Origin of the sequence: Erythrobacter sp. A6_0, assembly GCF_017744235.1 — a bacterium.
Lineage (GTDB): Bacteria > Pseudomonadota > Alphaproteobacteria > Sphingomonadales > Sphingomonadaceae > Qipengyuania.
The window spans coordinates 330,850-357,332 of record NZ_JAGHQR010000003.1; the positions used below are offsets into that span (position 1 = coordinate 330,850).

The 26,483-nt window shown below is 63.6% G+C and carries 32 protein-coding genes; 12 read left to right on the top strand and 20 right to left on the bottom strand.

Going from position 1 to position 26,483, the window contains the following annotated elements; translation table 11 throughout:
* Window position 1: 1 nt before the first annotated feature.
* The 9 genes from J7347_RS10445 to J7347_RS10485 all read right to left on the bottom strand — a co-directional run bounded on the left by J7347_RS10445 (window position 2) and on the right by J7347_RS10485 (window position 6,114).
* Window positions 2–679 carry a cell wall hydrolase gene (locus J7347_RS10445; protein ID WP_209161976.1) on the bottom strand — a complete coding sequence of 226 codons (678 nt, stop codon included), beginning with the start codon at window positions 677–679 and terminating at the stop codon, window positions 2–4.
* 213 nt (window positions 680–892) lie between these two features.
* Window positions 893–1,222 carry a DUF1491 family protein gene (locus J7347_RS10450; protein WP_209161977.1) on the bottom strand — a complete coding sequence of 110 codons (330 nt, stop codon included), beginning with the start codon at window positions 1,220–1,222 and terminating at the stop codon, window positions 893–895.
* 4 nt (window positions 1,223–1,226) lie between these two features.
* A complete protein-coding gene (locus tag J7347_RS10455) occupies window positions 1,227–1,709 on the bottom strand; it encodes a PaaI family thioesterase (protein WP_209161978.1) in 483 nt (160 codons plus the stop codon).
* Window positions 1,710–1,761: 52 nt separating this feature from the next.
* Window positions 1,762–2,343: a ribosome-associated translation inhibitor RaiA gene (raiA, locus tag J7347_RS10460; RefSeq protein WP_209161979.1), complete on the bottom strand. Its 582-nt coding sequence runs from the start codon at window positions 2,341–2,343 to the stop codon at window positions 1,762–1,764.
* A 96-nt stretch (window positions 2,344–2,439) separates the two neighbouring features.
* Window positions 2,440–3,144, bottom strand: a complete 705-nt coding sequence (gene dnaQ / locus J7347_RS10465) for a DNA polymerase III subunit epsilon (protein ID WP_209161980.1) — start codon at window positions 3,142–3,144, stop codon at window positions 2,440–2,442.
* A 30-nt stretch (window positions 3,145–3,174) separates the two neighbouring features.
* Window positions 3,175–3,780, bottom strand: a complete 606-nt coding sequence (gene coaE, locus J7347_RS10470) for a dephospho-CoA kinase (protein WP_209161981.1) — start codon at window positions 3,778–3,780, stop codon at window positions 3,175–3,177.
* Window positions 3,777–4,643 (bottom strand): shikimate dehydrogenase, encoded by an 867-nt coding sequence (locus J7347_RS10475; protein WP_209161982.1) that lies wholly within the window; start codon window positions 4,641–4,643, stop codon window positions 3,777–3,779. The genes coaE and J7347_RS10475 overlap by 4 nt, the downstream gene beginning before the upstream one ends.
* Window positions 4,640–5,269 carry a Maf family nucleotide pyrophosphatase gene (locus J7347_RS10480; RefSeq protein ID WP_209161983.1) on the bottom strand — a complete coding sequence of 210 codons (630 nt, stop codon included), beginning with the start codon at window positions 5,267–5,269 and terminating at the stop codon, window positions 4,640–4,642. The genes J7347_RS10475 and J7347_RS10480 overlap by 4 nt, the downstream gene beginning before the upstream one ends.
* A complete protein-coding gene (locus J7347_RS10485) occupies window positions 5,266–6,114 on the bottom strand; it encodes a pyruvate, water dikinase regulatory protein (protein WP_067684912.1) in 849 nt (282 codons plus the stop codon). The genes J7347_RS10480 and J7347_RS10485 overlap by 4 nt, the downstream gene beginning before the upstream one ends.
* Before the next feature lie 344 nt (window positions 6,115–6,458).
* On the opposite strand from J7347_RS10485, the gene hemE reads away from it, so the two are divergent.
* From hemE to J7347_RS10505, 4 genes are all read left to right on the top strand, one after another.
* A complete protein-coding gene (hemE, locus tag J7347_RS10490; RefSeq protein WP_209161984.1) occupies window positions 6,459–7,475 on the top strand; it encodes a uroporphyrinogen decarboxylase in 1,017 nt (338 codons plus the stop codon).
* Window positions 7,476–7,527: 52 nt separating this feature from the next.
* On the top strand, window positions 7,528–7,971 hold the full coding sequence (locus J7347_RS10495) for a CopD family protein (protein WP_209161985.1): 444 nt from the start codon (window positions 7,528–7,530) through the stop codon (window positions 7,969–7,971).
* A 182-nt stretch (window positions 7,972–8,153) separates the two neighbouring features.
* Window positions 8,154–9,419 carry a transcription termination factor Rho gene (gene rho, locus J7347_RS10500; protein WP_067684904.1) on the top strand — a complete coding sequence of 422 codons (1,266 nt, stop codon included), beginning with the start codon at window positions 8,154–8,156 and terminating at the stop codon, window positions 9,417–9,419.
* A gap of 45 nt (window positions 9,420–9,464) precedes the next feature.
* Window positions 9,465–9,899, top strand: coding sequence for a BLUF domain-containing protein (locus tag J7347_RS10505; RefSeq protein WP_348521613.1), 435 nt, complete (start codon window positions 9,465–9,467; stop codon window positions 9,897–9,899).
* Here the strand turns inward: J7347_RS10505 and J7347_RS10510 are convergent, their stop codons facing one another.
* Window positions 9,900–10,301: a nuclear transport factor 2 family protein gene (locus tag J7347_RS10510; RefSeq protein ID WP_209161987.1), complete on the bottom strand. Its 402-nt coding sequence runs from the start codon at window positions 10,299–10,301 to the stop codon at window positions 9,900–9,902.
* A 128-nt stretch (window positions 10,302–10,429) separates the two neighbouring features.
* On the bottom strand, window positions 10,430–11,128 hold the full coding sequence (locus J7347_RS10515; protein ID WP_209161988.1) for a dienelactone hydrolase family protein: 699 nt from the start codon (window positions 11,126–11,128) through the stop codon (window positions 10,430–10,432).
* Window positions 11,129–11,234: 106 nt separating this feature from the next.
* On the opposite strand from J7347_RS10515, the gene J7347_RS10520 reads away from it, so the two are divergent.
* The 6 genes from J7347_RS10520 (at window position 11,235) to J7347_RS10545 (ending at window position 17,114) form a co-directional block, all read left to right on the top strand.
* Complete coding sequence (locus J7347_RS10520; RefSeq protein WP_067684897.1) at window positions 11,235–11,504, top strand: DUF6489 family protein; 270 nt, start codon at window positions 11,235–11,237, stop codon at window positions 11,502–11,504.
* A gap of 29 nt (window positions 11,505–11,533) precedes the next feature.
* Window positions 11,534–12,811 carry a tRNA uridine-5-carboxymethylaminomethyl(34) synthesis GTPase MnmE gene (mnmE, locus tag J7347_RS10525; RefSeq protein ID WP_209161989.1) on the top strand — a complete coding sequence of 426 codons (1,278 nt, stop codon included), beginning with the start codon at window positions 11,534–11,536 and terminating at the stop codon, window positions 12,809–12,811.
* Between the two features lie 70 nt (window positions 12,812–12,881).
* Window positions 12,882–14,738, top strand: a complete 1,857-nt coding sequence (mnmG, locus tag J7347_RS10530; RefSeq protein WP_209161990.1) for a tRNA uridine-5-carboxymethylaminomethyl(34) synthesis enzyme MnmG — start codon at window positions 12,882–12,884, stop codon at window positions 14,736–14,738.
* Window positions 14,735–15,364: a 16S rRNA (guanine(527)-N(7))-methyltransferase RsmG gene (rsmG, locus tag J7347_RS10535; protein WP_209161991.1), complete on the top strand. Its 630-nt coding sequence runs from the start codon at window positions 14,735–14,737 to the stop codon at window positions 15,362–15,364. The genes mnmG and rsmG overlap by 4 nt, the downstream gene beginning before the upstream one ends.
* Window positions 15,361–16,137: an AAA family ATPase gene (locus tag J7347_RS10540; RefSeq protein WP_209161992.1), complete on the top strand. Its 777-nt coding sequence runs from the start codon at window positions 15,361–15,363 to the stop codon at window positions 16,135–16,137. Before rsmG ends, J7347_RS10540 begins: the two co-directional genes overlap by 4 nt.
* Entirely contained in the window at window positions 16,134–17,114 is a 981-nt protein-coding gene (locus J7347_RS10545; RefSeq protein WP_209161993.1) for a ParB/RepB/Spo0J family partition protein, read from the top strand. The genes J7347_RS10540 and J7347_RS10545 overlap by 4 nt, the downstream gene beginning before the upstream one ends.
* Before the next feature lie 23 nt (window positions 17,115–17,137).
* On the opposite strand, the gene J7347_RS10550 is transcribed toward J7347_RS10545, so the two are convergent.
* Both J7347_RS10550 and J7347_RS10555 read right to left on the bottom strand, forming a co-directional pair.
* Window positions 17,138–17,992 (bottom strand): glycine zipper 2TM domain-containing protein, encoded by an 855-nt coding sequence (locus tag J7347_RS10550; RefSeq protein ID WP_245174001.1) that lies wholly within the window; start codon window positions 17,990–17,992, stop codon window positions 17,138–17,140.
* 135 nt (window positions 17,993–18,127) lie between these two features.
* Window positions 18,128–18,622 (bottom strand): GAF domain-containing protein, encoded by a 495-nt coding sequence (locus J7347_RS10555; RefSeq protein ID WP_209161994.1) that lies wholly within the window; start codon window positions 18,620–18,622, stop codon window positions 18,128–18,130.
* A gap of 64 nt (window positions 18,623–18,686) precedes the next feature.
* Between J7347_RS10555 and J7347_RS10560 the strand changes: the two genes are divergently transcribed.
* Window positions 18,687–20,147: a PQQ-dependent sugar dehydrogenase gene (locus J7347_RS10560; RefSeq protein ID WP_209161995.1), complete on the top strand. Its 1,461-nt coding sequence runs from the start codon at window positions 18,687–18,689 to the stop codon at window positions 20,145–20,147.
* Between the two features lies 1 nt (window position 20,148).
* On the opposite strand, the gene J7347_RS10565 is transcribed toward J7347_RS10560, so the two are convergent.
* The gene (locus J7347_RS10565) at window positions 20,149–21,888 is read right to left on the bottom strand and encodes an acyl-CoA dehydrogenase (protein WP_209161996.1); all 1,740 of its coding nucleotides are present in this window, start codon (window positions 21,886–21,888) and stop codon (window positions 20,149–20,151) included.
* 48 nt (window positions 21,889–21,936) lie between these two features.
* Here J7347_RS10565 and J7347_RS10570 point away from each other — a divergent pair, with 48 nt between their 5' ends.
* Window positions 21,937–22,902, top strand: coding sequence for an L-threonylcarbamoyladenylate synthase (locus tag J7347_RS10570; protein WP_209161997.1), 966 nt, complete (start codon window positions 21,937–21,939; stop codon window positions 22,900–22,902).
* Here J7347_RS10570 and J7347_RS10575 read toward each other — a convergent pair.
* The 6 genes from J7347_RS10575 to J7347_RS10600 all read right to left on the bottom strand — a co-directional run bounded on the left by J7347_RS10575 (window position 22,899) and on the right by J7347_RS10600 (window position 26,463).
* Window positions 22,899–23,237: a hypothetical protein gene (locus J7347_RS10575; protein ID WP_209161998.1), complete on the bottom strand. Its 339-nt coding sequence runs from the start codon at window positions 23,235–23,237 to the stop codon at window positions 22,899–22,901. The two genes, J7347_RS10570 and J7347_RS10575, sit on opposite strands and share 4 nt — an antisense overlap.
* 49 nt (window positions 23,238–23,286) lie before the next feature.
* The gene (locus J7347_RS10580; protein ID WP_209161999.1) at window positions 23,287–24,087 is read right to left on the bottom strand and encodes a head GIN domain-containing protein; all 801 of its coding nucleotides are present in this window, start codon (window positions 24,085–24,087) and stop codon (window positions 23,287–23,289) included.
* A gap of 165 nt (window positions 24,088–24,252) precedes the next feature.
* A complete protein-coding gene (locus tag J7347_RS10585) occupies window positions 24,253–24,789 on the bottom strand; it encodes a CarD family transcriptional regulator (protein ID WP_067684874.1) in 537 nt (178 codons plus the stop codon).
* A gap of 207 nt (window positions 24,790–24,996) precedes the next feature.
* Window positions 24,997–25,812 carry a YihY/virulence factor BrkB family protein gene (locus J7347_RS10590; protein ID WP_348521614.1) on the bottom strand — a complete coding sequence of 272 codons (816 nt, stop codon included), beginning with the start codon at window positions 25,810–25,812 and terminating at the stop codon, window positions 24,997–24,999.
* Entirely contained in the window at window positions 25,808–26,146 is a 339-nt protein-coding gene (gene fdxA, locus J7347_RS10595; RefSeq protein ID WP_067684869.1) for a ferredoxin FdxA, read from the bottom strand. Before fdxA ends, J7347_RS10590 begins: the two co-directional genes overlap by 5 nt.
* 14 nt (window positions 26,147–26,160) lie before the next feature.
* Window positions 26,161–26,463, bottom strand: a complete 303-nt coding sequence (locus tag J7347_RS10600; RefSeq protein ID WP_209162103.1) for a S4 domain-containing protein — start codon at window positions 26,461–26,463, stop codon at window positions 26,161–26,163.
* Window positions 26,464–26,483 lie beyond the last annotated feature (20 nt).

Sequence of the window (26,483 nt, forward strand, 5' to 3'; positions counted from 1 at the left end):
GTCACCTGTAGAAAATATGCGAATCGATCGTGGCCCGCGCCACTTTGGTCCGGCTCCAGCTGGGGCGGACGTATTTGGCGTGGAAATAGAGCGCGTCGTCGGCTTCGCTATCCCACAGGTCGCGATGCGCGATCCGGGCGATGGCCTTGGCGCGGGTCCAGGCGGCGCTGGACGTACGCGGCTGCGGCATGCGGCCGTTCTTCACGAAGGAGAATTGCGAGCGCTGATGCACGACCGAGCAGTAGCTTTCGGGAAACTGGCCCGATTCGGCGCGATTGATGATAACCTTGGCCACGGCGAGCTGGCCGTCGAGCGGTTCGCCGCGCGATTCGAAATAGACCGCACCGGCAAGGCATTGCAGCTCTTCGGAAAGCGCACCGTCGGTGGGAGTCTCGGCGACGAGTTCGCGCAAGCTAGCGGCGCGGGGGGCATCGTCGTCGGAGGGAAGTTCGAGCACGGCATCTGTCGGCTGTTCCGGAAGGGGCTGGGCCACTTCCTTCTCGATGAAGACCGGGGCGGTTGCGGGGACGATTTCGTCCGTCACGTCCGGGTTTTCGAGAGTGAGCGCCGGGGCGGAATCCGATTCCTGCGCCACGGCACCGGAACTTTGTATCCCGGCAAAAGTAAGAAGGGCGGCGGCAGTGATACCCGCACCCGCGGTAAGCGATCGTTTGAACATGAAACCGATACATTCGGCGGTGAATACCTGTCGCAGGCTGGGATCCTTCGCGCCTTGATAGCGTCGTTGAGCGATCCGTAACGGGCCTGCCGGCCATTCCCCGACTGCGTGCTAGCTACCGAACCCCATGTCCAACAGCCGCCTACGCAAGCGAAGTCGGCGGCCAACTAGTCACATTCGAAACCGAGTCAACCCGTGCGTTCGATATGGTGCTCAAACAGCGATGAAGCGTTCGGCGTTTTCGATATCCAGTTCGATCTGCCAGGAATCGGGATCCTGGCGGAGGCGCCGCGCCAGATATTCTTCGAAATCAGTTTTATTTTCAGTATCTTGTGTTTTCGTCGCCACGAATTTCCTTGAGCCATCGAGCTGCGGCATACGCTCCCAAAGCGTTGAATTGTGGCCATTATGCGTCGCAATCACGCAAATCGCGCCCGCGTCCCGCTCGCCCTTGTGGAGCACGGTCGCAAAGCCCCCGGCCGCCTGGACCGACCGGATCATGCCCGCGATTTCGACATGGGCGGGCAGGCGATTATCGCTCATCGGATCACTGCGAATAGCCGGGCAGGCCGGACAGCGCGATGCGCGAGCGCATGAAAGTGCCCGTACCGCGTCCCACTTCCTCGCCTTCCGCATCGACCAGACGCGATTCGGCGACGAACACGCGCCGCCGCCCGCTGACCCAGCGCCCCTCCGCCACCACGCGCCCGCCACGCACGGGCTTGGTGAAATGCAGGTTGAACGAGGTCGTCAGCAGGAATCGATCGGTCGCCAGCGTGTTGGCTGCATAAAAGGCCGCATCGTCGAGCATTTTGAAATAGATCGTCCCATGCGCTGCGCCCGCAGCATGGAAAACGTCTTGCGTGATGTCGAACCCGATCCGGGCGCGCCCTTCGCCTTCGATCGTCAGTTCCGAGGCGAACAGGGCGTTGACGGGGGCCGAAGCGTAGAGGCGTTCGAGCGCGCGGTAATGCGATTCGGCGCCTGCAGCGGTTGGCGCATTGGGGGAGGGCGGTGCGGTCTCGTCCATTTCCCTCTCCCCGTGCCCCGGATCGCCTACCGGGTGCAAGCCGCTCTGCGCATCAATCGGCGCGGCGCGGTTCGACCCAGCCGATCGTTCCGTCGCGGCGGCGATAGACCATGTTGTGCCGCCCGGAGCCCGCATTCTTGAAGAACAGCGCGCTCGTATCGCGCAGATCGAGCATCATGACTGCGTCGGCCACGGTGGCTTCGGGAATGTCGGCAGTGGTTTCCGCCACGATGGGGGGCGCGCTATCTTCCTCGCGCTCTTCGGCCTGTTCGGGCTCGGACGCGGCGAAGATCGTGTACGCAGCCTCTTCCTCCGCCAGAGCGTGGGCGGCCTGGCTGTGCCGGTCCTGCACGCGGCGCTTGTAGCGGCGCAGCTGCTTTTCGATCTTGCTCAGCGCCTGATCGAAGCTCTGGTGGACGTCATGCGCTTCGCCATGGCTCTTGAGAATAAGGCCCTTGTTGACGTGCGTGACGATATCGCTGGAATAGGCGCCGGACCCGGCCTTGCCGAATGTGACGTGCGAGCTGAGTGCACGGCTGAAGTATTTTTCCACCATGGCCTGCAGCTTGTCGGACACATAGTCCTGCAAGGCGGCGCCGGTGTCGATCTGATGGCCCGAGACGCGGATATCCATAAAAATCGTTCTCCTTGTTTAACGTCGTCGATGCCGATCCCGGCCTGGCTCGTCCGCCGCGCTCCGCCGTCCCGAAGCGCACCGGCAATTCCTAAATCACTTCAACCACAAGGGTGCCTGCATCCGCCCGACGAATTCGGCATGGCGCGCCAGTTCGGCGGCGGATGGAGCGTGGGGGCGCGGTTCGCGGCGCGCGCCGATGGAAGCCGTGCGCAGCTGGATCGAGGCGGGCATGAGCTCCTCGCGCCCCTGTGCAGGCGCCGAATCCGCCGCCAGTTCCAGCCCGATCTGCCGCCCGCCGCGCAATTCGACATAGACCTGCGCCAGCAATTCCGCATCGAGCAGCGCGCCGTGCTTGACCCGGTGGCTGCGATCGATCCCGTAGCGGCTACACAGCGCATCGAGCGAGAGCTTCGCCCCCGGATGCCGCTTGCGCGCCAGCGCCACGGTATCGACCATCCTGCTGGTGCAGACCGCCGCCAGCCCACACAATTCCAGTTCGGCGTTGAGAAAGCCGAAATCGAAGCCCGCATTATGCGCCACCAGCGGATCTTCGCCGATAAAGTCGAGCAGGCCCTTGGCCCCGTCCCTGAACAACGGCTTGTCCGACAGGAAAGCGGCGGACAGGCCGTGGACCGCTTCGGCCCCTGCGGGCATGTCCCGTTCGGGATTGTAATAGGCGTGGAAGGTGCGGCCCGTGGGCATGAGATTGACGATCTCGACGCACCCGATTTCCACCATGCGATCCCCCGTCTTGGGGTCGAGGCCGGTGGTTTCGGTGTCGAAGACGATTTCGCGCATTGCGATACCTATCGGACGGGGCGAAGCGGATTACAAGGGGTCGGATACCGCCTTCAGACGCTCGATCAGGGCAAGCACCTCCGCCTCGGTCTCCTCGATCGACACGCCCGTATCGACGATGTGATCGGCGCGGGCGCGCTTTTCCGCGTCCGGAGTCTGCAAAGCGAGGATGTCGGCGAATTTCGCTTCGGTCATTCCGGCTCGAGTCAGCACGCGTTCGCGCTGGACCGCTGCCGGGGCGGACACCACCACCACCCGGTCCACTGCGTCCGCACCGCCCTTTTCGAACAGGAGCGGGATGTCGAACACGACCAGTGGTGCTTCCGCATGCCGCTCGAGGAACGATGCCCGCCGCTCCGCCACGGCGGGATGGACGATGGCTTCAAGCCGGGCGAGGGCGTGCTTGTCGCCGAACACCAGCGCGCCGAGCTTTTCCCGCAACACGCCCTCTGGCCCGGTGCTGCCGGGAAAGGCCGCCTCGATCGTGGGCACCAGCGCACCGCCGGGCCCCTGCATCGCGCGCACTTCGTGATCGGCGTCGAACACGGGCACGCCCGCGCCTGCGAACATCGCCGCGACGGTGGACTTGCCCATCCCGATCGACCCGGTGAGCCCGACGATGAGCGGTCTGGTCATCGCGTCAGCAGGTCCCGCAATTCGGCATCGTGCTCGCGCGGCGCGGGCTGGCCGAAAAACAGCGCGAACGCCGCCGCCGCTTGGCCGATCAGCATGGAAAGCCCGTCGATCGTTTTGAACCCGGCTGCGCGGGCGTTCGCCAGAAACTCGGTTTCGACCGGATCGGTGACGATGTCGTAGGCGATCGAGCCGGGTGGGGCATGGCTCCAGTCGAAAAGAAGTGGCGGCTGGCCGCGCATACCCAGCGGGCTGGCATTGACGATCAGATCGAGGCAGCCCTCGCGATCGTCGAAGGCAAAAGCAGTAGCTTGCGCGAAGTGAGCGAGGTCGACGGCGTGGTGTTCGCCTTCGGGGGCCAGCTCGTCCAGCAGAGCGCGCGCCTTGTCGGGATTGCGCCCGGCGAGGACGAGAGTGAACCCTTCCCCCGCCAGCGCCGCCACGATCGCGCGCGCCGCGCCGCCCGTGCCCAAAATGCGCGCCATGCGAAAATAGTGCTGGCGGTTCAGCATGGGTCGCAGAGGCTCGAGGAACCCGCCAGCATCGGTGTTGTGGCCGGTGAACTTCGTTTCGGTCGAGTGAATCGTATTGACCGCACCGATAGCGGCGGCAGGTTCCACCACCGTATCGAGATAGGGCTGTACCGCCTGTTTATGCGGCATGGTCACGTTGCAGCCGCGCCAATCGGGATCGGCGCGCCGTTCCGCCAGATAGGCTTCGAGCCCTGCGGCGTTGACACATGTGGCACGGTAGTCCGCTTCGATACCGAGCTTTTTCAACCAGAAGCCGTGGATGGCGGGCGATTTGGACTGGGCGATCGGATCGCCGATCACTTCTGCATAGGGGCGGGCGTAAGGAACGCTCATGCGATTAGCGCGCCTTCTTCGCGCAGCGCGTCCAGCACCGGCAGCAGCGGCATGCCGAGGATCGTGTACTGATCCCCCATGATCCGTTCGAACAGATGGACGCCCGGCCCCTCGATCCGGAAAACGCCGACGCAGTGCGACACGGCAGGCCATTCGAGGTCGAGATAGGCGGCGATGAAGTCTTCGGACAGATCGCGCACCACCAGCCGCGCGAAATCGCTGCCGATCCACACGATCCGCCCTTCGCGGGCGAGCGCGGCGGCGCTGTGCAAGGTCATCGCTCTGCCGGAAAAGAAGCGCAGATGCTCTTCGGCCTGCTCGCGGCTTGTCGGCTTGTCGAATCGCCGCCCGTCCACCTCGACCAGCGAATCGCTTCCCAGCACCAGCCGATCGGGATGCAGGGCCGAAACCGCCGCTGCCTTCGCTGCAGCCAGAGCCTGCGCGATTTCGGCGGGCTCGGCGTCCTCCATCCCGGCTTCGAGCGCCCGCTCGTCCACATCCGCCGCTATCGCATCGAATTCGACCGCCGCAGCGCTCAGCATCGCCTTGCGCGAGGCGCTGTTCGAGGCGAGCACGATTGTTTCACGTGAAACCGTCCCGCGACCGGAATCAATCGTATCGCTCATATCGGCTTCAACCCTTCGAACTGCCCATCGTCCGCCCGTCGGCTGCGTTCGCCCAAAAGCTTGATGACCGCCGCCGCCGTTTCCTCGATCGAGCGGCGCGTCACGTCGATGATCGGCCAGCCCTTGTCCGCGAACATCCGCCGCGCGAACAGGATTTCCTCCTTCACCCGCTCATGATCGACATAATCGGTCGTGGTGCCTTCGTTGAGGCTCAGCAGCCGGTTGCGCCGGATCTGGACCAGGCGTTCGGGCGCGCTGGTCAGACCGACGACGAGAGGTTTCTTCAATTGGAACAGCGAGGATGGGGGCGGGCTTTCCACGACCAGCGGGATATTCGCCACCTTGTAGCCGCGATTGGCGAGATAGATGCTGGTCGGCGTCTTGGAGCTGCGCGACACGCCCGCCAGCACGATATCGGCTTCCTCCCAATCCTCCCAACCGACTCCGTCATCATGCGCGATCGTGAACTGGATCGCTTCGACCCGGTCGAAATAGGCCTTGTCCATCAGATGCTGGCGGCCGGGTTTGCCGCGCGCTTCCTGGCCCAACGCCGATTCCAGGGCCGCGGTCACCCCATCCAGCACCGGCACAGCCGAAAGCCCCAGTGTACGGCAGCGTTCCTCCAGCCGTTCTCTGGTTTCCGGATTGACGAGCGTGTAAAGGACGAGGCCCGGATCGGCGGAGAGATCGGGCACGATCCGGTCGAGATGCTGGCGCGAGCGGACCATTGGCCAGAAATGGCGGACCACATCGGCGTCCTCAAACTGGGCGAGCGCGGCCTTGGCGATCATCTCCAGCGTCTCTCCCGTGGAGTCCGAAACGAGATGGAGATGGATGCGGTTCACTGCCTTGTCGCCCCTGTTTGGTGTCGGTTTCGTCTCTGCCGCCCTGTGGAGAACCCCGGCATAAACCACGGGACGAAGCTGGCGACAAGTTGGGGAGGGGATTCGCTCCCCGCTACCGGCCGATCCGCCCCGCCACTTGCCGACAGGCAAGCAGGGATGTCGACAGGCTGGGGATAGCGGGGAGAGTTCGCGTTTGACTCAAATCCGACCACGAGTCGCACGCCGCCTCGCTCTGGCATGAGCGGGAGAAATCGGGCAGGGGCGGGATATGCCCGCTTTCCACAGGGCCAACAGACTCCATCAGACTCTATAATAATATTGTATTATTGGATTGGACCTACCCGATGCCTGGTCTCCTGCTCGATACTCTGAACGGAAAACGCGGATCCCGTGCGCCCGTCTGGCTCATGCGCCAGGCGGGGCGCTACCTGCCCGAATATCGCGAGCTGCGCGCTGAGAAGGGCGGCTTCCTCGAACTCGCCTACGATAGCGAGGCGGCCTGCGAAGTGACCTTGCAGCCGATCGAGCGCTTCGGGTTCGACGGGGCGATCCTGTTTTCCGACATCCTGATCGTTCCGCACGCTCTGGGGCAGCATCTGGAGTTTTTGGCAGGTGAGGGGCCCAAACTCTCGCCGACGCTTCTGGAGACCTCTCTCGACGCTCTGGAGCCCCATCCAGAACGCTACGAGCCGATCTACGAGACGGTGCGCCGCTGCCGGGCGAGATTGGGACCGGAAACCACCATGCTGGGCTTCGCCGGATCGCCCTGGACCGTCGCGACCTATATGATCGGGGGCGAGGGCAGCCGGGACCAGCACGATGCCCGCGCGCTGGCCTATCGCGATCCTGCGCGCCTCAAGGCGATTCTCGAACGCATCGTCGATCAGACCGTGACGTATCTGCGCGGGCAAATCGATGCCGGTGCCGAAGCGGTGCAGATCTTCGACAGCTGGGCGGGAAGCCTGGCGCCCGACCAGTTCGAAAAACAGGTGATCGCGCCGAACGCGGCGATCGTGGCGGCGCTCAAGCAGTCGCATCCCGATACGCCGGTGATCGGTTTCCCCAAGGGTTCGGGCGAGAAACTGCCCGGATATGCGCGCGAAACGGGCGTCGATGCGGTCGGCCTCGACGAAACGCTCGATCCCGTCTGGGCGGCGCGCGCTCTGCCCGAAGGGATGCCGGTGCAGGGCAATCTCGATCCGCTTTTGCTGCTGGCCGGAAGCGAGGATCTCGAAAAGCGCGCCCGATTCATCCTCGATGCGCTGGGCGATCGGCCGCACGTGTTCAATCTCGGCCACGGGATCGATCGCCGCACGCCGATAGAGCATGTCGAACGTCTGCTTGCCGCCATTCGCGGTTGATTGCCAAACTCACCCTTGGCGCGGGCCCGGCACGGTCCTAGATGGGCTGGCGATGCAGGATGTGCTTTCCATGACCTATCTCTGGCTCAAGGCCGGCCATATCATTTTCATGGTGTTCTGGATGGCGGGCCTGTTCATCCTGCCGCGCCAGATGCTGTATCTGTATCCCTACGATGCGGATGCGCCCGAAACCGCAGTGTGGAAGGACCGGATCGGCAAATTGCGTCATATCATCCTGACGCCGAGCCTGATTGTGGTCTGGGTGCTCGGTTTCGCGCTGGCCGGGACGATCGGCGCGTTTTCGCAAGGGTGGTTCCACGCCAAGCTGCTGCTGGTGCTGCTGATGACGGGCTATCACATGTATATGGTCGTCCAGGCGAAGAAGATGATCGGGGGCGCACGGCCCTTGAGCGAGAAGCAGCTGAAGCTGTTCGGCGAAGTGCCTGCGATCCTTCTGGCGCTGATCGTGGTGCTGGTGATCGTCAAACCGTTCTGATTTCTCTGTTCCCGATTGACGGGCGGTTGAGCCGCCCGTAATCCGACATCTCCTTTCGGCTGAGGCTTGCGCGACGCGATCGCGCCGGCCGGGTCTGCTTTCCCCAAGCCTGTTCGCGATCCAAACTGCGGACTCACGACCTCCCGGGCCATTCCAAGACTTTTTATAATTCGAGAAAACCAATGCATCTCAAGGACTTGAAAGAAAAAACCCCGGCCGACCTCGTGTCGATGGCCGAAGAACTCGGCGTCGAGGGCGCGAGCACGATGCGGCGGCAGGATCTCATGTTCTGCATCCTGCGCGAACTGGCCGAGGACGAGGAATACGAAGAAAAGATCATGGGGATCGGCACCATCGAGGTGATGCAGGACGGCTTCGGCTTCCTGCGCAGCCCCGAAGCCAATTACCTTGCCGGGCCGGACGATATCTACGTCTCGCCCAATCAGGTCCGCAAATGGGGCCTCCGGACCGGGGACACGGTCGAAGGCGAAATCCGCGCGCCCAAGGAAGGCGAACGCTATTTCGCGCTGACCACGCTCTACAAGGTCAATTTCGACGAGCCCGACGCGGTGCGGATGCGCACCAATTTCGACAATCTCACGCCGCTATATCCCGAACAGAAGCTGTCGCTCGACACGCTCGATCCGACGGTGAAGGACAAGAGCGCGCGGGTGATCGATATCGTTTCTCCGCAGGGCAAGGGCCAGCGCGCGCTGATCGTGGCGCCGCCGCGGACGGGTAAGACGGTGCTGCTGCAGAACATCGCCAAAGCGATCACGGACAATCACCCCGAGGTCTTCCTCCTCGTCCTGCTCGTCGACGAGCGGCCCGAGGAAGTCACCGACATGCAGCGTTCGGTGAAGGGCGAGGTCATCTCCTCCACCTTCGACGAGCCTGCCAATCGCCACGTCCAGGTCGCTGAAATGGTGATCGAAAAGGCCAAGCGCCTGGTCGAGCACAAGCACGACGTCGTGATCCTGTTGGACTCGATCACGCGCCTCGGCCGCGCCTACAACACTGTGGTGCCGAGCTCCGGCAAGGTGCTGACCGGCGGTGTCGATGCCAACGCGCTCCAGCGGCCCAAGCGCTTCTTCGGCGCGGCGCGCAATATCGAGGAAGGCGGCTCGCTCTCCATCATCGCCACCGCGCTGATCGATACCGGCAGCCGCATGGACGAAGTGATCTTCGAAGAGTTCAAGGGCACCGGCAACAGCGAAATCGTGCTCGACCGCAAGGTGGCCGACAAGCGCATCTTCCCGGCCCTGGATGTCGGCAAGTCCGGCACGCGCAAGGAAGAGCTGCTGGTCGAGAAGGACAAGCTGTCGAAGATGTGGGTGCTGCGCCGCATTCTCATGCAGATGGGCACGATCGACGCGATGGAATTCCTCCTCGACAAGATGAAGGATTCCAAGACCAATGAAGACTTCTTCGCGACGATGAATCAATAGGTTAGCAAGTCGTCGTCAGACGACACGCTTAAGCGCTTCGTTACCATTCCGGGCCATGAACGGCTTGGACGGGTAACGAGGTGGGTCGAGGATGATTTCCAGCCTTTCGATTCGAGCGTCGCTTCAACGCATGTCGACAGCGGCGATGTGTTTGCGATCATCGAGGAATCGGCCCGCAACAATCCTCAACGCCAAGTGACCGGCTTCCTGCTTTATAACGGACGCGGCTTCCTGCAGTATGTCGAGGGGCCGGCGCTGGCGCTTGACGGTCTGCTCTGCATGTTGATCGGGGATTATCGCCACCATTCGGTTCGTATCCTGCATCGCGCCCAGCGCGAGGATCGTCTGTTCCCGAAATGGAAGATGCGCCGCGGGGGGTTGGGCGCCGAAGATGAACTCGCGGCGATCTATCATGCGGATCTGCCCAACGAAATGCGCGCCGAGATCGAACGCTTCGGAGCGCAGCGAAAGGCCGCCTGATCAGCTGGCGCGGTCACGCTCGAGCTGTGCGGCCATCATTTCCCAGACCTTGTTCACGGCCTTCAGGGGCCGCACCATCACTTTGAAATCCAGGATCGCGCCGTCCGCATCGAAGCGGATGATATCGACACCGTTGACGTGGATGCCCTCCATCTCGGTCTCGAATTCGAGCATCGCGGTGTCGCCATCCACCAGCTCGCGGACATAGCGAAAGCTGTCATTGGCGAGCGTCTGCCCGGCGGCGGCGAGATAGGCGGTCACGATCGGACGGCCCTTTTGCGGCGTATGGACGACCGGCGAATGGAACACCGCATCCTCGGCGATCATCGGGCCGAGGCTGGCGGCATCGTTTCCATCCGCCATCGCCCGATGCCACCGCTCCACACCCTTTTCTGCCGACATCCCGCTTCTCCGAAAGGTAATCCTGTCCCGACCCATACCGTGGATCATCGGACGCCGCGCGTCCACCGCCAGTGCCGAGACGAGTGCCGAGACTCAAGCGAGCCCCGGCACTGTCGGTGGCGGTGTGATCAGGCGAGATGCGTTTCGAAGAAGTCCGCCGTCCGCTTGTCGGCGAGATCGGCATTCTCCTCGTTGCGGCGCTGGCCGAATTCGGTCGCGAAACCGTGATCCATGCCTTCGTAATCGTAGAGCGTGGACTTGGGGTGGGAATCGAGCCCTTCATGCATTTTCTGCTGCGTTTCCTTGTCGACAAAGCCGTCTTCGGTCGGAATATGCAGGATCAGCGGATTGGCGATGGCGTCCTTCTCGCGCAGCAATTCATCGACGCCGACCGCGTAATAGCCCACCGTCGCATCGGAATCGGTGCGAGCCGCCGTCATATAGGCTAGCCGTCCGCCCAGACAGTATCCGACCGCACCGACCTTTTTACCGCCGGTTTCCTCGCGCGCCCATTTGATCGTGGCTTCGATGTCGCGAACGCCCTCGTCCTGGTCGAACTTGCCCATCCAGTCGAGCGCCTCCTGCATTTCGGGCTCGATATCGGGATCGAGCTCGATGCCGGGCTGCATCCGCCAGAACAGGTCCGGCGCCACGGCGAGATATCCCTGTTCGGCCAGCTTGTCGCATTTGCGGCGAATCCCGGCATTCACACCGAAGATTTCCTGAATGACGACGATTGCCGCTTTCGGCTCATCCGCCGGGCGCGCGACATAAGCTTTGAAGTCTGCGTCGCCGGACAGGGTCGAAATGCTGATATTCTCGCTCATCGTGTGGTATCTCCCGCAAGGTTGAAGGCCGAAACTCCGGTACGCGGCTTGCGCACCGCCGGCTTGCGACCCAAATAGGCCATGTGATGCCAACGGAGGAAGCGCGATGAAGGTCCATGTCGAAATCGATTGCACGCCTGAAGAGGCCCGGAGCTTCATGGGTCTGCCCGACGTGGGCAAGGCGAATGCCGTCTATGTCGACATGATGTCGAAGGCGATGACCGGCGTTTCCGACACCGAAAAGCTTCAGGAATATGCCCGCCAATTGGCGCCCATGGGCCAGGCCGGCTTCAAGCTGTTCCAGAGTTTCATGGAAGGGGCGCAGGCCAATCGCGCTCCCGGCTCGACGAAGCCGGACGATAGCAAGACGGGCTGAGCGCACACCATAATACTGAAGCGGTTGCGATGCCCGACACGATTTTCGCCCTGTCTAGCGGCGCGCCGCCCTGCGCGATTGCCGTGATCCGGATCAGCGGGCCGGATGCGGGCGCGGCGTTGAGTATGCTGGCGGGCGAGTTGCCCGATCCGCGGCGCGCTTCGCTGCGAACCTTGCGAGACGAAGAGGGCAGGGTGCTCGATCGTGCCCTGGTTCTGTGGTTCCCCGGCCCCCGCACTGCGACGGGAGAGGATCTGGTAGAACTCCACTGTCATGGTGGGCGCGCCGTGATTGCGGCTATCGAGAATAGGCTTTCGAATGTTTCCGGGCTGCGCCGTGCCGAGGCGGGAGAATTCACCCGCCGCGCTTTTGCCAATGGTGTGCTCGACCTGGCGGAAGCCGAAGGGCTCGGCGATCTGCTTTCAGCCGAAACCGAATTGCAGCGTCAGGCGGCAACCCGCGCGCTTGGCGGTGCGATCTCGCGCCAGGCGGAGAATTGGCGGGATCGGGTGCTGACACTCGGTGCGCAGGTCGAGGCAGTGCTCGATTTCTCCGACGAGGACGATGTCGAGGAGCTGCCCGGCGAATTCTTCGACGAGATTGCGGCATTGCGAGCGGAGATGGCCGATTGGCTGTCACGGCCCCCGGTCGAGCGCTTGCGCGAAGGCGTGCGCGTGGTTCTCGCAGGACCGCCGAATAGCGGCAAGTCTAGCCTTTTCAACGCTTTGGTAAGGGATGCGGCGGCAATCATCTCGCCCGTGGCAGGCACCACGCGGGACGCCATCGAGCGTCCCGTCGCGCTCGATGGCGTACCTCTCATACTGGTGGACACCGCCGGGCTGCGTGATGACAGCACGGATGCGATCGAGCGGATCGGTATCGAGAGAGCCGGGGCCCAGCTTGAGCGTGCGGATCTCGGTCTGTGGCTCGGCCCGGAAGGCGAAGGGCCGGAGGGCGCTATCGAAGTGGCGGCGCGGGCCGACGCGGAGGATTTCGAAACCAAGCAGGCGGCGCAGCATGTGGTTTCTGTCGTTACCGGTTTGGGTCTTCGCGAACTTGAGGCGGATATCGCCCGGCGAGCGCGATCGATACTTCCGAAACCGGGCGAGGCGGCTTTAAATGCCCGGCAACGCGCGGCGATAGGCGAGGCTGCCGATGCTCTAACTGCAATTGAGCGAGGGCAGGACTTTCTCGTCATGGGTGAGGAATTACGCCTCGCCCGCTGCGCTTTCGATGCCTTGCTTGGTCGCGCATCGACCGAAGATATGCTCGATGCGCTGTTCGGGCGTTTTTGCATCGGCAAATGATGTTCCACGTGAAACGTCAAGGCCGCGAACGGCTTTGACCCTGCGCGTGAGGGGCTCTAATGCGCGACCCATGGCGCAATTCGATATCATCGTCGTCGGTGGAGGGCATGCGGGCGTAGAGGCCGCAGCGATAGGCGCGCGCATGGGATTGCGGGTCGCGCTCGTCACCTTCGATCCGCAAACGGTCGGCGCGATGAGCTGCAATCCGGCGATCGGCGGATTGGGCAAGGGCCACCTCGTGCGCGAAGTCGATGCGCTTGACGGCGTGATCGGCCGCGCGGCGGACGCCGGCGCGATCCATTATCGCATGCTCAATCGCTCGAAGGGCAGTGCCGTTTGGGGGCCGCGCGTTCAGGCCGATCGCCATCTGTTCAAGCGTTCGGTGCAGGCGCAGCTAGCCACGCTTCCGACGCTCGAGATCGTGGCAGGGGAAGTCGCTGCACTCCGCTTCGTTGGCGAACGCGTGGTGGGCGTCGATCTCGGCGATGGAACGTCCGTGGAAGCACCGAAGGTCATTCTGTGCACCGGTACGTTCTTGGGAGGCATTCTCTATCGCGGAGAGGTTCGCCAGGAGGGTGGTCGGGTCGGGGAAAATGCCGCCCACCGCCTTGCCGATCAATTGCGCGGAGCCGACTTGCCGATGGCGCGCCTCAAGACGGGGACGCCCCCGCGCCTCGATGGGCGAACCATTGATTGGGCGCGGCTGGAAGAACAACCTTCGGACGGTGAGAGTTGGACGATGTCGTCGCTCTCCAGCGGGCGAATGAATCCGCAAATCTTCTGCGCGATTACGCGGACAAATCGATCGAGCCACGATATCATCCGTGCAAACCTAGATCGCTCGCCCTTGTTCAGCGGAGCGATCGCTGGGCAGGGGCCGCGCTATTGCCCGTCGATCGAAGACAAGATCCACCGCTTCGGTGATCGCGTAGGCCATCAGGTGTTTCTCGAGCCGGAAGGTTTGGGCACCCATTTGATCTATCCGAACGGGATCAGCACATCTCTGCCCGAAGACGTTCAATTGGCCATGCTGCGGAGCATGGAGGGGCTGCAACGCGTTGAGATGGTCGTGCCGGGTTATGCCGTGGAATATGACCACATCGATCCGCGCGCTTTGACCCGCGATTTGCAGGTCCGCGCGATTCCGGGCCTCTATTGCGCGGGCCAGATCAATGGCACGACCGGATATGAAGAGGCGGCGGCGCAAGGGCTGGTGGCGGGGATGCATGCGGCTGCGGACTGTCTGGACCGCGATCTGCCAGCACTCGATCGGGCAAATTCGTACATTGCAGTGATGGTCGACGATCTGACGCTTCACGGTGTGAGCGAACCTTATCGGATGCTCACATCGCGCGCCGAATACCGATTGCGGCTGCGTGCCGCGAATGCGGACACGCGCCTCACCCCGCTTGGTCAAGCGATCGGCTGCGTCGGCAAGGAGCGTGCGGCATGGTTCGTGCAGAGGCAGGAGCGTCTCGAACAGGCCCGATCGGCGCTGGAGACTTCCTTGGCTCCCAAGGAGCTCGCCGTGGCGGGTAATCCCGTTGAGCCCGTTGGCGCACCGCGAACAATCGCGGAGTGGCTCCAGCATCAATCGGTCGAAGCGGATGACCTGTCATCCTTTATGCCCGAAGACTGGGACTGGTCCGATCCGGTCGTGACCGAAGCGACCGAAGATGCCGCCTACGCGCCCTATCTGGCGCGGCAGGAAGCGGAATTGCGCGACTTGCGAGCCAATGATCATGTCCCGTTGGCACCGGAATTTCCGTATGCGGATGTCGCCGGCCTCTCGAACGAGATGATCGAGCGGCTTACTCGTGCGCGGCCCGACACGCTGGCTGCGGCGGCGCGTGTACCGGGTATCACGCCCGCCGCGCTGGCTGCGCTGCTGGTCCAGGCGCGCAGGCGCGAGAGCCAGGCAGCATGATCGCGACAGAGGAAGAAGCGCGAGCCTTCGTCGCCGCACGTTGCGACGCGAGCGTGCTCGATCGATTCGAGCATTTGATTGCGATGCTGCGTGAGGAAAATGAGCGGCAGAACTTGGTGGCTGCACGCAGCCTCGACGAGGTGTGGCTGCGCCACATTGCGGATTCGATCCAGCTGATGGATTACGTTTCGCATGAAACGCCCCTCTGGCTGGATCTCGGCACCGGTGCCGGATTTCCCGGTCTCGCGCTCGCGATAGCGCGTCCGGAACACCGCTTTCATCTGGTCGAATCGCGCAAGCGGCGTATCGAATGGCTTGCTGAAGCCATCGAGACTATCGGTCTCTCCAATTGCACGCTGCATGGAACGCGCCTCGAGCAGGTCGAGAGCTTCGAAGCCGATGTTATCACGGCGCGCGCCTTTGCCCCGTTGCCGAAGCTGCTGGACTTATCCGCACGCTTCTCCACAAAGGGAACGCGCTGGATCTTGCCCAAGGGGCGGTCGGCGGCGCAGGAAGTCGATGCGCTTCCGAAAAAGCGAAATGCGCTGTTCCACGTGGAACATTCGAAGACGGACGGTGAGGCGGGCATCATCGTGGGATCCGGACAGATAGAGGCACGGCCATGATCACAATCGCGATCGCCAATCAAAAGGGCGGTGTCGGCAAGACGACCACCGCGATCAACATCGCCACTGCGATGGCCGCGACCGGCTGGAAAACTCTGCTCGTCGATCTCGATCCGCAGGGAAACGCTTCGACCGGGCTGGGCATCGCCTCCAATGCACGCGAATTTTCGAGCTATGATTTGCTCTTGCAGGAAGCGACGCTCGCCCAGGCCGCGCAGGGGACGGATGTTCCCGGCCTCGATATCGTACCCGCCACGCAGGATCTGTCGGGCGCGGAAGTCGAGCTTGTGGGCGTGGACGATCGCACCGCTCGCCTCGGTCAGGCGCTGTCGGAACGGAGCGGCTACGATATCTGTTTCATCGACTGCCCGCCTTCGCTGGGCCTTCTGACGCTCAACGCGCTTGGCGCGGCGGATACGCTGCTGGTACCGCTCCAGTGCGAATTCTTTGCTCTCGAAGGGCTCAGCCAGCTACTTCAGACCGTCGAACGGGTGCAGGAGCGTTTTAATCCCGATCTCGGCATCATCGGCGTGGTCCTTACGATGTTCGACCGCCGCAACCGCCTGACGGACCAGGTTGCGGACGATGTGCGCGATTGCCTCGGCAATCTCGTCTTCGAAGCGGTCATCCCGCGCAATGTTCGCCTCTCGGAAGCGCCCAGCCATGGCCTACCGGCACTGATCTACGACCATGCATGCCCCGGCAGCCGCGCCTATATCGCTCTGGCGCGAGAATTGATCGGCCGCCTGCCGCAGGAAAGGAAAGCCGCATGAGTGCCGGGAACGAGGACGATCAGCGGCCCGGATCGCCTGCCGCAATCCGCAAGCGGAAGCTTGGCCGCGGGTTGGGCGCCTTGATGGGCGAGACTCGCCGCGAGGAGCCGGTCGCGGCGCCCGCGCGCAGTTCGAATGCTACACCGACCTCTAGCGAAGCAGATGCCGCTCCGGGCGAATCGCGCGAAGGTTTGCGCTCCATCCCGATCTCGGCGATCTCGCCGCTAGCAAATCAGCCTCGCACGCATTTCGATGAGGACGCACTCGCCGAACTCGCCGCATCGATCGCCGCGCGCGGGGTCATTCAGCCCATCATCGTCACGCCAGAAAGTAACAATCGTTACCGCCTTGTTGCGGGCGAGCGACGCTGGCGTGCCGCGCAAAAGGCGCGCCTGCACGATATTCCCGCCATCGTGCGCGAGCTGGATCCGCGTGAAATCACGGCTCTGGCGCTGATCGAAAATCTCCAACGCGAAGATCTCAACGCCGTCGAGGAAGCGCGCGCCTACAGCCGCCTCTCGGAAGGCGAGGGCATGACGCAGGCCGAGATCGCGGCGATGGTCGAAAAATCGCGCAGCCATGTGGCGAACACCATGCGCCTGCTGGCGCTTCCCTCGCAGGTTCTCGACTTGGTCGAGGTCGGCAAGCTCTCCATGGGCCACGCACGTGCCCTGATCGGCAACGAACAGGCGCTTAGACTCGCGGAGCAGGCGGTGCGGCAGGATCTGTCGGTGCGGGAAGTGGAGCGGATGGCCCGCGGCGATGCGCCCGCGAAGCCGAAGCGCAAGCCCGGTACCAGCGGCTCATCGCCCGTCGATGTCGATTTGGAAGCGGTGCAGACGCATCTGGAGGAGTTTCTGGGCCTGCAGGTCCGTATCAAGCCAGACGAGCCGGGCAAAGGCACGGTGAGCATCCGCTACCGCACACTCGACCAGCTCGATCTCGTCTGCCAGCGCCTGACCGGCGGAGAAATCTGACTTTTCAGGCGCTTGGCGGCAAGTCAGTCGACATAGACAGGCTGCTGCGCCACTTCGACCGTTACCGGTACGAGGAAATATTGCTGGCCCGGTACGGTCGTGGTGGCAGTGCCCGCCGTCTGACTGGCGCGGGCGAGGTAATCGTCCAGATAGGCGGCGCAATAGCCGCCATCTTCGCCGTAGCCTTCCCGATAGCGCCGCGCATCCTCACGATCGTCGATCGCATCGCCGACGACCGATCCGGCTACCGCGCCGGTCCCCGCACCGATCACGGTGCCGCCAACCCGATTCCCGCTTCCCGCAACGCGATTGCCGATAAGGCCTCCTGCTGCTGCGCCCACGACGGTCCCGATCAGACGTGCACGATCGCTTTCCTCGTAGGTTCCGACGCGCGCCCGACATTCGGCGAGCCACGCTTCGCGATCGAAACTGACCAATTGCCCGCCTCCGGGAAGATAGCCCGATTGCGGCGCGTTCTGAAAAGCGTAAGCGCCGCGATAAACCGGATAATTTTGAGCAGGAGCAGGTGCGCCCGCATAGGCAGTGCCGATTTGCGACGTTTCGCGATAGCTCTCGCCCGCCTGGCGAGGAGGAATCGAGCGGACGCCGCCACGCGGCGCGGCGGCCTCGACCACAGTCCCACCGATCGGCTGGACAACCGGATTGTATTCGAAGACCGGCTGCGTAACGTCCTGCGGCGGAAGGACGATCGCGCCGTCCGCCTGCGGTTCGACAGTCTGTGTGACGACGGTTTCCGCCGGCACGGCGTAGAGATAATCGCCGTCTTCATAGTAGATCGTCTGCGCGCCCGCGGCGCTCGCAAGCAAACCCGTTCCGGTCGCGAGTGCGGCGGCGAATGTTCGTACGGACATCATCATCTCCCTCTCGGCAAAGCGAGTCTGCGCCGCTTTGGTGCGGCGTTATATCCGTATGATATCACCATCGTCGAAGGTGCGTAAAACCGGCAGGGATGCGCTGTCCCCCTTTGGGGCGGATCGCGCTGAAAGTACGAATCAAATCCGCGAAGCCAGCATTTGGGCGAGCGCCTCGATCCCGTCACGATCCTGTTCGTCGAACCGCGCCCTGCTCGGGCTGTCGAGATCGATAACCGCGATCACTTTGTCGTCGCGCATTACCGGTACGACCAGTTCCGAAGCGGTTTCCGAATCGCAGGCGATATGGCCCGGAAACGCGTGCACGTCGGGGACAAGCTGAGTCTCCGCGCTTTCAGCCGCCGCGCCGCAGACGCCCTTGCCCTTCGGGATCCGGATACAGGCGGGCCGTCCGGCAAACGGGCCGAGGACCAGCTCCCCGTCGGGCGAGTTCGGATCGGTGCGATAGAAGCCGGTCCAGTTCACATCCGGCAGAAATTCCCACAGCAGTGCCGAGACATTGGCCATGTTCGCGACGCCGTCCGCCTCATCGGCGGTCAGAGCATCGGCAGCCGCGAGCAGGTCGCGATAGAGATCGGGCTTCGGTGTGCCATCGGCGGGTCGGAAATCGTACATGCCCGGCTAGCTAGGATGCACGCGCCATTGCCGCAAGGCGCGCAGCGGCCTAAACCTGTCGGTCATGAGAACTCGCACAAAAGTCCTGATCGGCGTCGTCATCGTTATCCTCCTGATCGCAGCGGCGATCTTCTACGTCACGCGCGGCGACCGGGCCGATCTGAGCGTGGACGAAGTGGCGGGGACCGATCCGACTCTGCAGGAACCCGATCCGGAGACGATCCCGACCGTGAAGATCGCCGAGCCAGTAGGCTGGGGCACGAACGAGGTTCCGGTGGCTGCGGAAGGCCTGACCGTGGGGCGCTTTGCCGAAGGGCTCGATCATCCGCGTGTGATTTATACGCTTCCCAATGGCGACGTGCTCGTCACTCTGACGCGCGCTCCGGCGAGCGAGGGGGGCGGGTTCTCCATTACCAATTTCATCGCCGGACTGTTGTTCGAGCAAGCTGGGGCGGCAGGCGTTTCGCCCGACGAGCTGGTATTGCTGCGCGATGCCGATGGCGACGGGCGGGCCGAACAGCGCGCCACGCTGACCGACGAGCTGGCCTCTCCTTCGGGCATCGCCTGGGGTGACGGGACGCTCTACGTCGCCAATCATGATGCCGTGCTGGCCTTCCCGTACGAGTTGGGAGCGACCAGTCTGGGAAGCCCTCGCAAGGTGATGGATCTGGCGCCCGGCGGCAATCACTGGATGCGTAATCTGATCCTCCATCCCGATGGCGATCGTCTCTATGTCGCAGTCGGATCGGCCTCGAATGTCGGTGAAAAGGGCATGGAGGCCGAAGAAGGCCGCGCTCTGATCTGGGAATACAATCTGGAAACGAACCGGCAGCGCGTGTTCGGTGCGGGGCTGCGCAACGCCAACGGTCTCGATTTCAGCCCCTGGTCGGGCGAGCTGTGGACCACGGTGAACGAGCGCGACATGCTTGGATCGGACCTCGTGCCCGATTACCTCACCAACGTGCCGGTCGGCGCGCAATACGGCTGGCCGTGGGTCTATTGGCGCGACAATATCGACGAGCGCGTCGATGCCCCGATGCCGGCCTACCTCACCGAATACGCCCGCCGTCCCGAATATGCGATGGGCCCGCATGTCGCAGCGCTCGGTTTCGTCTTCAGCGAAGAGGGCGCGCGCATGGGTCCGCAATTCGGCTCGGGCGCTTTCGTGGCGCGGCACGGCTCATGGAATCGCAAGCCTGCGTCGGGGTACGACGTGGTCTATGTCGCCTTCGATGCGCGCGGCAATCCGCAGGGCAAGCCGGTTCCGGTCCTGACCGGGTTCCTGACGGGCGAGGGCACTACGCGCGGCCGCCCCACCTGGGTCGACTGGGCCGAGGACGGGGCGCTTCTGGTGAGCGACGACACGGCCGGGATCATTTGGCGCGTGATCGCTCCGAATGCGCAGCCCGCCGCGGCGATCGAACGGCGGCAGGCGCGCTCGCTTCCGCCGCAGCGCGAACTGACCGGCGATCTGCGCGCCACCTTCGGGGATGACGATTACGCGCGGGAAGAACCCGCGCAGTAAGTCACGCCAGCAGGGCGCTGCTTTCCAGCGAATAGAGCAGGTCCGCGCCCGCAATCGCGCTGGCCTTCAGCCCCGCCGCTTCGGGCACGATCCGTTCGAGGAAGAAGTGCACGGTGACGGGTTTCGTCGCCGCGAGCGCAGGCGCGGCGCCTTGCGCGACTGCATCGCGCTGCTTCACCAGCTGCCATCCGGCGACGAGCACTGCCATCATGGTGCAGAAAGGAACGCTCCCCGCCAAACGATCGTCGAGCGAGGCTTCTTCGCGCATCCAGCGCGCCACGCCCGCGCAATCGCCGGCAAGCGCAAACAGGGTCGGCTCGTCCGAACAATCGCGCGCGATGCCTTCGAGGAAACCGATCAGGGCTTCGCCACCATCCAGGCCCAGCTTGCGCGTCACCAGATCGGCGGCCTGAATCCCGTTCGTGCCTTCGTAGATCGGAGCGATCCGGGAATCGCGCCAGTGCTGGGCGGCACCTGTCTCTTCGACATAGCCCATGCCGCCATGGACCTGGATGCCGAGGCTGGCGACCTCGGTGCCCGCATCGGTGCCCCAAGCCTTGATCAGCGGCACGCAGATATCGCCGCGCGCCTTGGCCGCTTCGTCGCCCAGAGTGCCGCGATCGGTCTGCCCGGCGGTGTAATAGAGCAGCGCCCGCATCCCTTCGGTCAGCGCCTTCATGCGCAGGATCATGCGGCGCACATCGGGATGTTCGAGAATTGCCACGGGTTCCTTATCCCCCGAACCTGCGCGCGCGGACTGGATGCGCTCGGCAGCGTAATCGGTCGCCTGTTGCGTCGCGCGCTCGCCGATCTGGACGCCCTGATTGCCGACATTGATGCGCGCATTGTTCATCATCGTGAACATCGCCGCGAGCCCGCGATTTTCGGCACCCACCAATTCGCCCACGCATTCGCCATTGTCGCCATAGCTCATGACGCAAGTCGGTGAGGCGTTGATGCCGAGCTTATGCTCGATGCTGACGCAGCGCAGATCGTTGCGAGCCCCAAGCGAGCCATCGGGTTTCACGTGGAACTTCGGCACGACGAACAGCGATATGCCGCGGCTGCCTTCAGGCGCATTAGGAGTGCGCGCCAGAACGAGGTGGATGATATTTTCCGCCAGCTCGTGCTCGCCCCAGGTGATATAGATCTTCTGGCCCTTGATCGACCATTTGCCTGCGTGCTCACCGTCCTCGATGGGATGCGCCGTGGTCCGCAGCGCGCCGACATCGGAGCCCGCCTGCGGCTCGGTCAGGTTCATGGTGCCGGACCATGCCCCGCTGACCAGTTGCGGAAGATACTTCTGTTGCAACTCGCTCGACCCGTGATGCTCCAGCGCCTCGATCGCGCCGACGCTCAGCATCGGAAGCAGATTGAAGGCCATATTCGCCGTGCCGAGATTTTCGAGCACGTTGCAGGCGAGCGTGAAGGGCAGGCCCTGACCGCCGAATTCGCCGGGTGATGCAATCGCGTTCCATCCCTGTTCGACGTAATGCTTGTACGCTTCCTCGAACCCGTCGGGCAGGCGCACCACGCCGTTTTCGAGCTTCGCGCCCTCCAGATCGCCCGTACGGTTGAGCGGCGCCCATTCTCCGGCGGCGAACTGGCCGACGCCTTCCACGATCGCTTCGACCATGTCGGGCTCGGCCGCGGCGAAGCGTTCGCTCTGCGCAAGCTCCTCTATTCCGGCGTTGACGCGGATGGCGAGCAGTTGATCCTGAGTGGCGGGCGAATAGGTCACGGGTAAAGTCCTCTTGGCTTGTCGCGAGCACAGATATAGCGCCAACGCATGAGCGGCAAATACGCTACGGAAACGATCCTCGCCAACGCAGGGGGAATCGCGCGCGCGGCGCAGGTGCTGCGCGATGGCGGTCTGGTGGCGGTGCCGACGGAGACCGTATACGGCCTAGCCGCGCGCGCCGACAGCGACGAGGCGGTGGCGCGCATCTACGAAGCGAAGGGGCGGCCGAGCTTCAATCCCCTGATCGTCCATGTGCGCGATGGAGCGCAGGCGCGCGAGTTCGCGGACTTGCGGCACGATGCGGGGATAATCGCCGATCATTACTGGCCCGCGCCGCTTACTCTTGTTGTGCCCCGCAAGCCGGATGCGAGGCTGGCCGCGGCAGTGACGGCGGGGCTCGACACGGTCGCTCTGCGCAGTCCGAACCATCCCGTGATGCAGGCCCTGCTGGCCGAATGCGCGTTTCCGCTGGCCGCGCCCTCCGCCAATCGCAGCGGTTTCGTCAGCCCGACCAGCGCCGCGCATGTCGCAGCCACGCTGGACGGGCGGATCGACCTGATCCTCGACGATGGTCTTCCCTGCGCCGAGGGGCTCGAATCGACGATTCTGGCAATCCGCGCGGATGGCCAATGGGAGGAATTGCGGCCCGGTCCGGTCGATCTCGACCGATTGCACCGCTATTACTGGGACAGCGCTCTACCCATTGGCGGGGGCGCTGGCGGGATCGAAGCGCCCGGCCAGCTCGCCAGCCATTATGCGCCGGGAAAACCGATGCGCCTTAACGTGCGGGAAGTTGCGCCAGACGACTTCGTGATCGGGTTCGGCGCGATCTCCGGGGACTGCACTCTGTCCGCGCGCGGCGATCTGAACGAGGCTGCTGCGCGCCTCTACGCCTGCCTCCACGAAGCGGCCCGCTCGGAAAAGCCGCGCATAGCGGTGGCGCCGGTGCCGGAAGAGGGGATCGGTATCGCGATCAACGACCGCTTGCGCCGGGCAGCGACTCCGCCCGACTAGCTTTCAGGTTCGACCGGGAGAGAGCGGATGAGCAATTGCATCTCCGCATAGATATCGCGCGCTTCGGCACAGGCGCGGCGATCGCCGTCTTGGCAATCCTCCATTCGGTCTTCGTAGCGGCGTTCGAGCTTGCCGAGCCGTTCTTCGCGCTGGCGGATTTCGCGGCCGCGCTTCTCGTCGCGTTCGGACTGGCTTGTCGTGGCAAGGTCGACCCCCTTGCTTACCACCTTCACCGGCGCCGTCGCGACGTCGACCAGCGTACCGACGCAGCCCGACAGAGCGACGGACGCGATCAGAAGGGAAGCGGCAGGAAACAGGACAGAGATTCGGCGCATGGGAGAGATACCTTTCGCGCCATCTTACGGCGATCCTATGAAATGCCGATTAATTGGCGCCAGAGGCCCCTCGGGATGCGTCACCGGCTGTTTCGCCCTCAGCGGCGCGGCCATTGCCGCCGCGACACGTCACGCTGCCGGATCCCATCTTGCTGACATCGCACTGCGCGTTCCCGGTCACGGTGACGGCGCCCGAGCCCATGACGCTGCCTTCGACCGTGCCGTCCGAAGCGAATTCGGCATTGCCCGAACCGACGATCGTCACGTCCGCACGATCCGCCCGAAGATCGGCCATGCGGCCCGATCCCGATCCGGCAATGGTGAGATCGAGCTTGCCGACCGTGCCGCTGCCTTCGAATTCGCCCGATCCGGCGATGGTCAAGTCGAAGGTTTCCGCCGCGATCTCGCGCACACGCGCCGTGCCCGATCCCGCGATCGTGACCTCCGGCTTGCCGGAGAGCCGCTGCGCATCGAGAGTACCCGATCCGGCGAGGACGATGGCGGTGAGGCTTGGCGTGGTCACGCGCACCTGCGCTCTGCCGATATTGCCATCGGCGTCCTTTTTCCGGCTGATCGCGAGCGATCCATCTTCGAGCGAGAAACGCAGGGCTTCGACTGCGCGCGGATCACCCGACACGGCGATATCGAGCGCACCGCCTTCGACCACTTCGACGCCATCGGGGCCGGCCAGGACCAGTTCGGTCGGCGCAGGCCCGCTGCGGTCTAGTTCGGCGAGAGGCACGCCGTTCCTGTCGTCTATGGAGATATTGCCGCCGCACGCGGAAAGCGCCAGTGCGCCAGCGGCGAGGCTGGCGGCGGGAGCCAGTCGTTTGACGAGATCGTACAGCATGGGAGAATCCTTTCGCGCAAAGCGGCGTTCCGTGTTGGTGTAATAATACACCCTACGATGTCGTGCAAGCGCGGGTCCAAACGAAAGGGGCCGTTTCCGGCTTGGAAACGACCCCTTCGTCGAATGTCGTAAGCGGTTCGCCGAAGCGCCCCGTTTTAAATCGGATCAACCCTCTTCGGGGTTGTCGTAATATTGCGGCGCGTGTTCGCGCAGCACGTCGAGGATCTTTTCGAGCGCTGTCGGCTCGTCGGTCTTCTCCATCGCGGCCAGTTCGCGGGCGAGGCGGCTGGAGGCGGCTTCGAAAATCTGGCGCTCGGAATAGCTCTGTTCGGGCTGGTCGTCCGGACGGAACAGGTCGCGCGTCACTTCCGCGATCAGGACGATCTCGCCGGAATTGATCTTGGCTTCGTATTCCTGGGCGCGGCGGCTCCACATGGTGCGCTTGACCTTGGGCTTACCCTTCAGGGTTTCCATCGCCTCTTTCAGAGTCTTGTCGCTCGACAGCTTGCGCATGCCGATCGATTCCACCTTGTTGACCGGAACGCGCAGCGTCATGCGCTCTTTCTCGAACCGGAGAACGTAGAGGTCGAGCTGCATACCGGCGATTTCCTCGCTCTGCAGTTCGATCACACGGCCTACGCCGTGCTTGGGATAGACAACGTAATCGCCAACATCGAAGGCATCATCGGCCTTGCTCGCCATGCGCAAATCCTTTCGTCCCGGGCAGGGTTTGGGAGGGGCAGCATTACGAGAGGTCCGTGCCGCGGGCGCGATGGCCGCGGGCGAAAACCGGATCGGAATGCTTGGAGGGGTACCTGCCCTTTCAATCAAATGCGCCCGTCCGGCGGCAAACCGGCGGGGTTGTTGCATTATATAGCACGTCCTCGCCTTTATTGCGAGTCCGTGTAATCAAGTGTCGGAAGCGGCCGCTTTCGCCCGGACCGCCGCATATTCGGCGCTCAAGAGCAGGAAATATCCGGTGAGGTAAAACCAGGTCAGCAGGATCACCACCGCGCCGAGCGAACCATACGTCGCGCCATAGCTGGCGAAATTGGCGGCATAGATCCCGAAACCGATCGTCGCGACCAGCCAGAGCAGGGAGAACAGCGCTGCGGCGGGCTTGATCGCGGCCCAGGGCAGGGGATGCCCATAGGGGGCGAAGCGCAGCAGCATGGCGCTGCCTCCCATTCCGGCCAGGAAGACGACGAGCGGGCTGACAATGCCCGATACGCTGGCGGGAAGAAGTCCCAGAGCCGCAACGGCACCGGCCATGACCGCCAGGCCGACGACTGCGCCCGCCGTCAGTGCCAGCGCGACGATATTGGCGCGCAGGAACCCGCGCCGGTCTTCGATATTCAGCGCAATGGCGAGGCCCGTCATCAGCGATTTCGCGCCGTTGCGCGCGCTGAACAGCGAAAGCGCGACGGCAAGCAGGAGGCTCAGGATCTTTCCGCCGTTCTCGCCCTCGGTCATCCGCTGCAATTGATCTCCGATCAGCTGGGCGGCGGATTGCGGCAATGTCTGGGCAAGAGCGGAGATGTGCTTGGCCACGGTCGCCGGATCGGCAACGATACCGTAGGCCAGCACCACCGTCGCCAGCAGCGGCACGATTGCCAGGAGCGCATAGAAGGCTATCCCCGCAGCGACGATGCCGATCTCGTCGTCACCGCCGGCTGCGAAGGCCGCCTTACCATCCTGGATAAAACGCTGGAGGATAGGCTTAATCGCCTTCGCCGGGTTCGGGGCTGAAATAGGCTTCGAACTTGTCCTCTTCGCCCTTGTGCTCGTCGGCGTCCTCGGGCGGATCCTTCTTCTGCGTGATGTTGGGCCATTCGGCGCTGAACTTGGTGTTCAGCTCCAGCCACTTTTCCAGATTGTCTTCGGTATCGGGCAGGATCGCTTCGGCCGGGCATTCCGGCTCGCACACGCCGCAATCGATGCATTCGCTGGGATTGATGACGAGCATGTTCTCGCCTTCGTAAAAGCAATCGACCGGACAGACCTCGACGCAGTCGGTGTATTTGCATTTGATACAGGCGTCGGTGACGACGTAGGTCATGGGAATGCCATCCTTCAGGGTGTGTCTGACGTCCGGCCTATGGGGATTTGGGCTTTGCGGTCAAGAGCCGGATCGAGCATCCGGTAACAGGCCTGCGCTTCGCGCGGCGATCCGCGGCGGTCCGGCAGGCTGAGGATTTCGATCAGCGCGACCCGGCTGCCGAGCGGCACGGTCAGCACATCGCCCGGTTCGACCGGCTGGCTGACACGGGCGACACGCGTCCCGTTGCGGCGCAGATGGCCGCTTTCGACGAGGGCGGTGGCGCGACTGCGGGTGCGCACGAACCGCAAGTGACAGAGCAGCCGGTCTATCCGCATCCCGCTCAAACGAGGCGATT

Coding starts and splice junctions, on each gene's coding strand:
- J7347_RS10445 (WP_209161976.1), bottom strand. CDS start 679: ATGTTCAAACGATCGCTTACCGCGGGTGCGGGTATCACTGCCGCCGCC.
- J7347_RS10450 (WP_209161977.1), bottom strand. CDS start 1,222: ATGAGCGATAATCGCCTGCCCGCCCATGTCGAAATCGCGGGCATGATC.
- J7347_RS10455 (WP_209161978.1), bottom strand. CDS start 1,709: ATGGACGAGACCGCACCGCCCTCCCCCAATGCGCCAACCGCTGCAGGC.
- raiA (WP_209161979.1), bottom strand. CDS start 2,343: ATGGATATCCGCGTCTCGGGCCATCAGATCGACACCGGCGCCGCCTTG.
- dnaQ (WP_209161980.1), bottom strand. CDS start 3,144: ATGCGCGAAATCGTCTTCGACACCGAAACCACCGGCCTCGACCCCAAG.
- coaE (WP_209161981.1), bottom strand. CDS start 3,780: ATGACCAGACCGCTCATCGTCGGGCTCACCGGGTCGATCGGGATGGGC.
- J7347_RS10475 (WP_209161982.1), bottom strand. CDS start 4,643: ATGAGCGTTCCTTACGCCCGCCCCTATGCAGAAGTGATCGGCGATCCG.
- J7347_RS10480 (WP_209161983.1), bottom strand. CDS start 5,269: ATGAGCGATACGATTGATTCCGGTCGCGGGACGGTTTCACGTGAAACA.
- hemE (WP_209161984.1), top strand. CDS start 6,459: ATGCCTGGTCTCCTGCTCGATACTCTGAACGGAAAACGCGGATCCCGT.
- J7347_RS10495 (WP_209161985.1), top strand. CDS start 7,528: ATGCAGGATGTGCTTTCCATGACCTATCTCTGGCTCAAGGCCGGCCAT.
- rho (WP_067684904.1), top strand. CDS start 8,154: ATGCATCTCAAGGACTTGAAAGAAAAAACCCCGGCCGACCTCGTGTCG.
- J7347_RS10510 (WP_209161987.1), bottom strand. CDS start 10,301: ATGTCGGCAGAAAAGGGTGTGGAGCGGTGGCATCGGGCGATGGCGGAT.
- J7347_RS10515 (WP_209161988.1), bottom strand. CDS start 11,128: ATGAGCGAGAATATCAGCATTTCGACCCTGTCCGGCGACGCAGACTTC.
- J7347_RS10520 (WP_067684897.1), top strand. CDS start 11,235: ATGAAGGTCCATGTCGAAATCGATTGCACGCCTGAAGAGGCCCGGAGC.
- mnmE (WP_209161989.1), top strand. CDS start 11,534: ATGCCCGACACGATTTTCGCCCTGTCTAGCGGCGCGCCGCCCTGCGCG.
- mnmG (WP_209161990.1), top strand. CDS start 12,882: ATGGCGCAATTCGATATCATCGTCGTCGGTGGAGGGCATGCGGGCGTA.
- rsmG (WP_209161991.1), top strand. CDS start 14,735: ATGATCGCGACAGAGGAAGAAGCGCGAGCCTTCGTCGCCGCACGTTGC.
- J7347_RS10540 (WP_209161992.1), top strand. CDS start 15,361: ATGATCACAATCGCGATCGCCAATCAAAAGGGCGGTGTCGGCAAGACG.
- J7347_RS10545 (WP_209161993.1), top strand. CDS start 16,134: ATGAGTGCCGGGAACGAGGACGATCAGCGGCCCGGATCGCCTGCCGCA.
- J7347_RS10550 (WP_245174001.1), bottom strand. CDS start 17,992: ATGATGATGTCCGTACGAACATTCGCCGCCGCACTCGCGACCGGAACG.
- J7347_RS10555 (WP_209161994.1), bottom strand. CDS start 18,622: ATGTACGATTTCCGACCCGCCGATGGCACACCGAAGCCCGATCTCTAT.
- J7347_RS10560 (WP_209161995.1), top strand. CDS start 18,687: ATGAGAACTCGCACAAAAGTCCTGATCGGCGTCGTCATCGTTATCCTC.
- J7347_RS10570 (WP_209161997.1), top strand. CDS start 21,937: ATGAGCGGCAAATACGCTACGGAAACGATCCTCGCCAACGCAGGGGGA.
- J7347_RS10575 (WP_209161998.1), bottom strand. CDS start 23,237: ATGCGCCGAATCTCTGTCCTGTTTCCTGCCGCTTCCCTTCTGATCGCG.
- J7347_RS10580 (WP_209161999.1), bottom strand. CDS start 24,087: ATGCTGTACGATCTCGTCAAACGACTGGCTCCCGCCGCCAGCCTCGCC.
- J7347_RS10585 (WP_067684874.1), bottom strand. CDS start 24,789: ATGGCGAGCAAGGCCGATGATGCCTTCGATGTTGGCGATTACGTTGTC.
- fdxA (WP_067684869.1), bottom strand. CDS start 26,146: ATGACCTACGTCGTCACCGACGCCTGTATCAAATGCAAATACACCGAC.
- J7347_RS10600 (WP_209162103.1), bottom strand. CDS start 26,463: ATGCGGATAGACCGGCTGCTCTGTCACTTGCGGTTCGTGCGCACCCGC.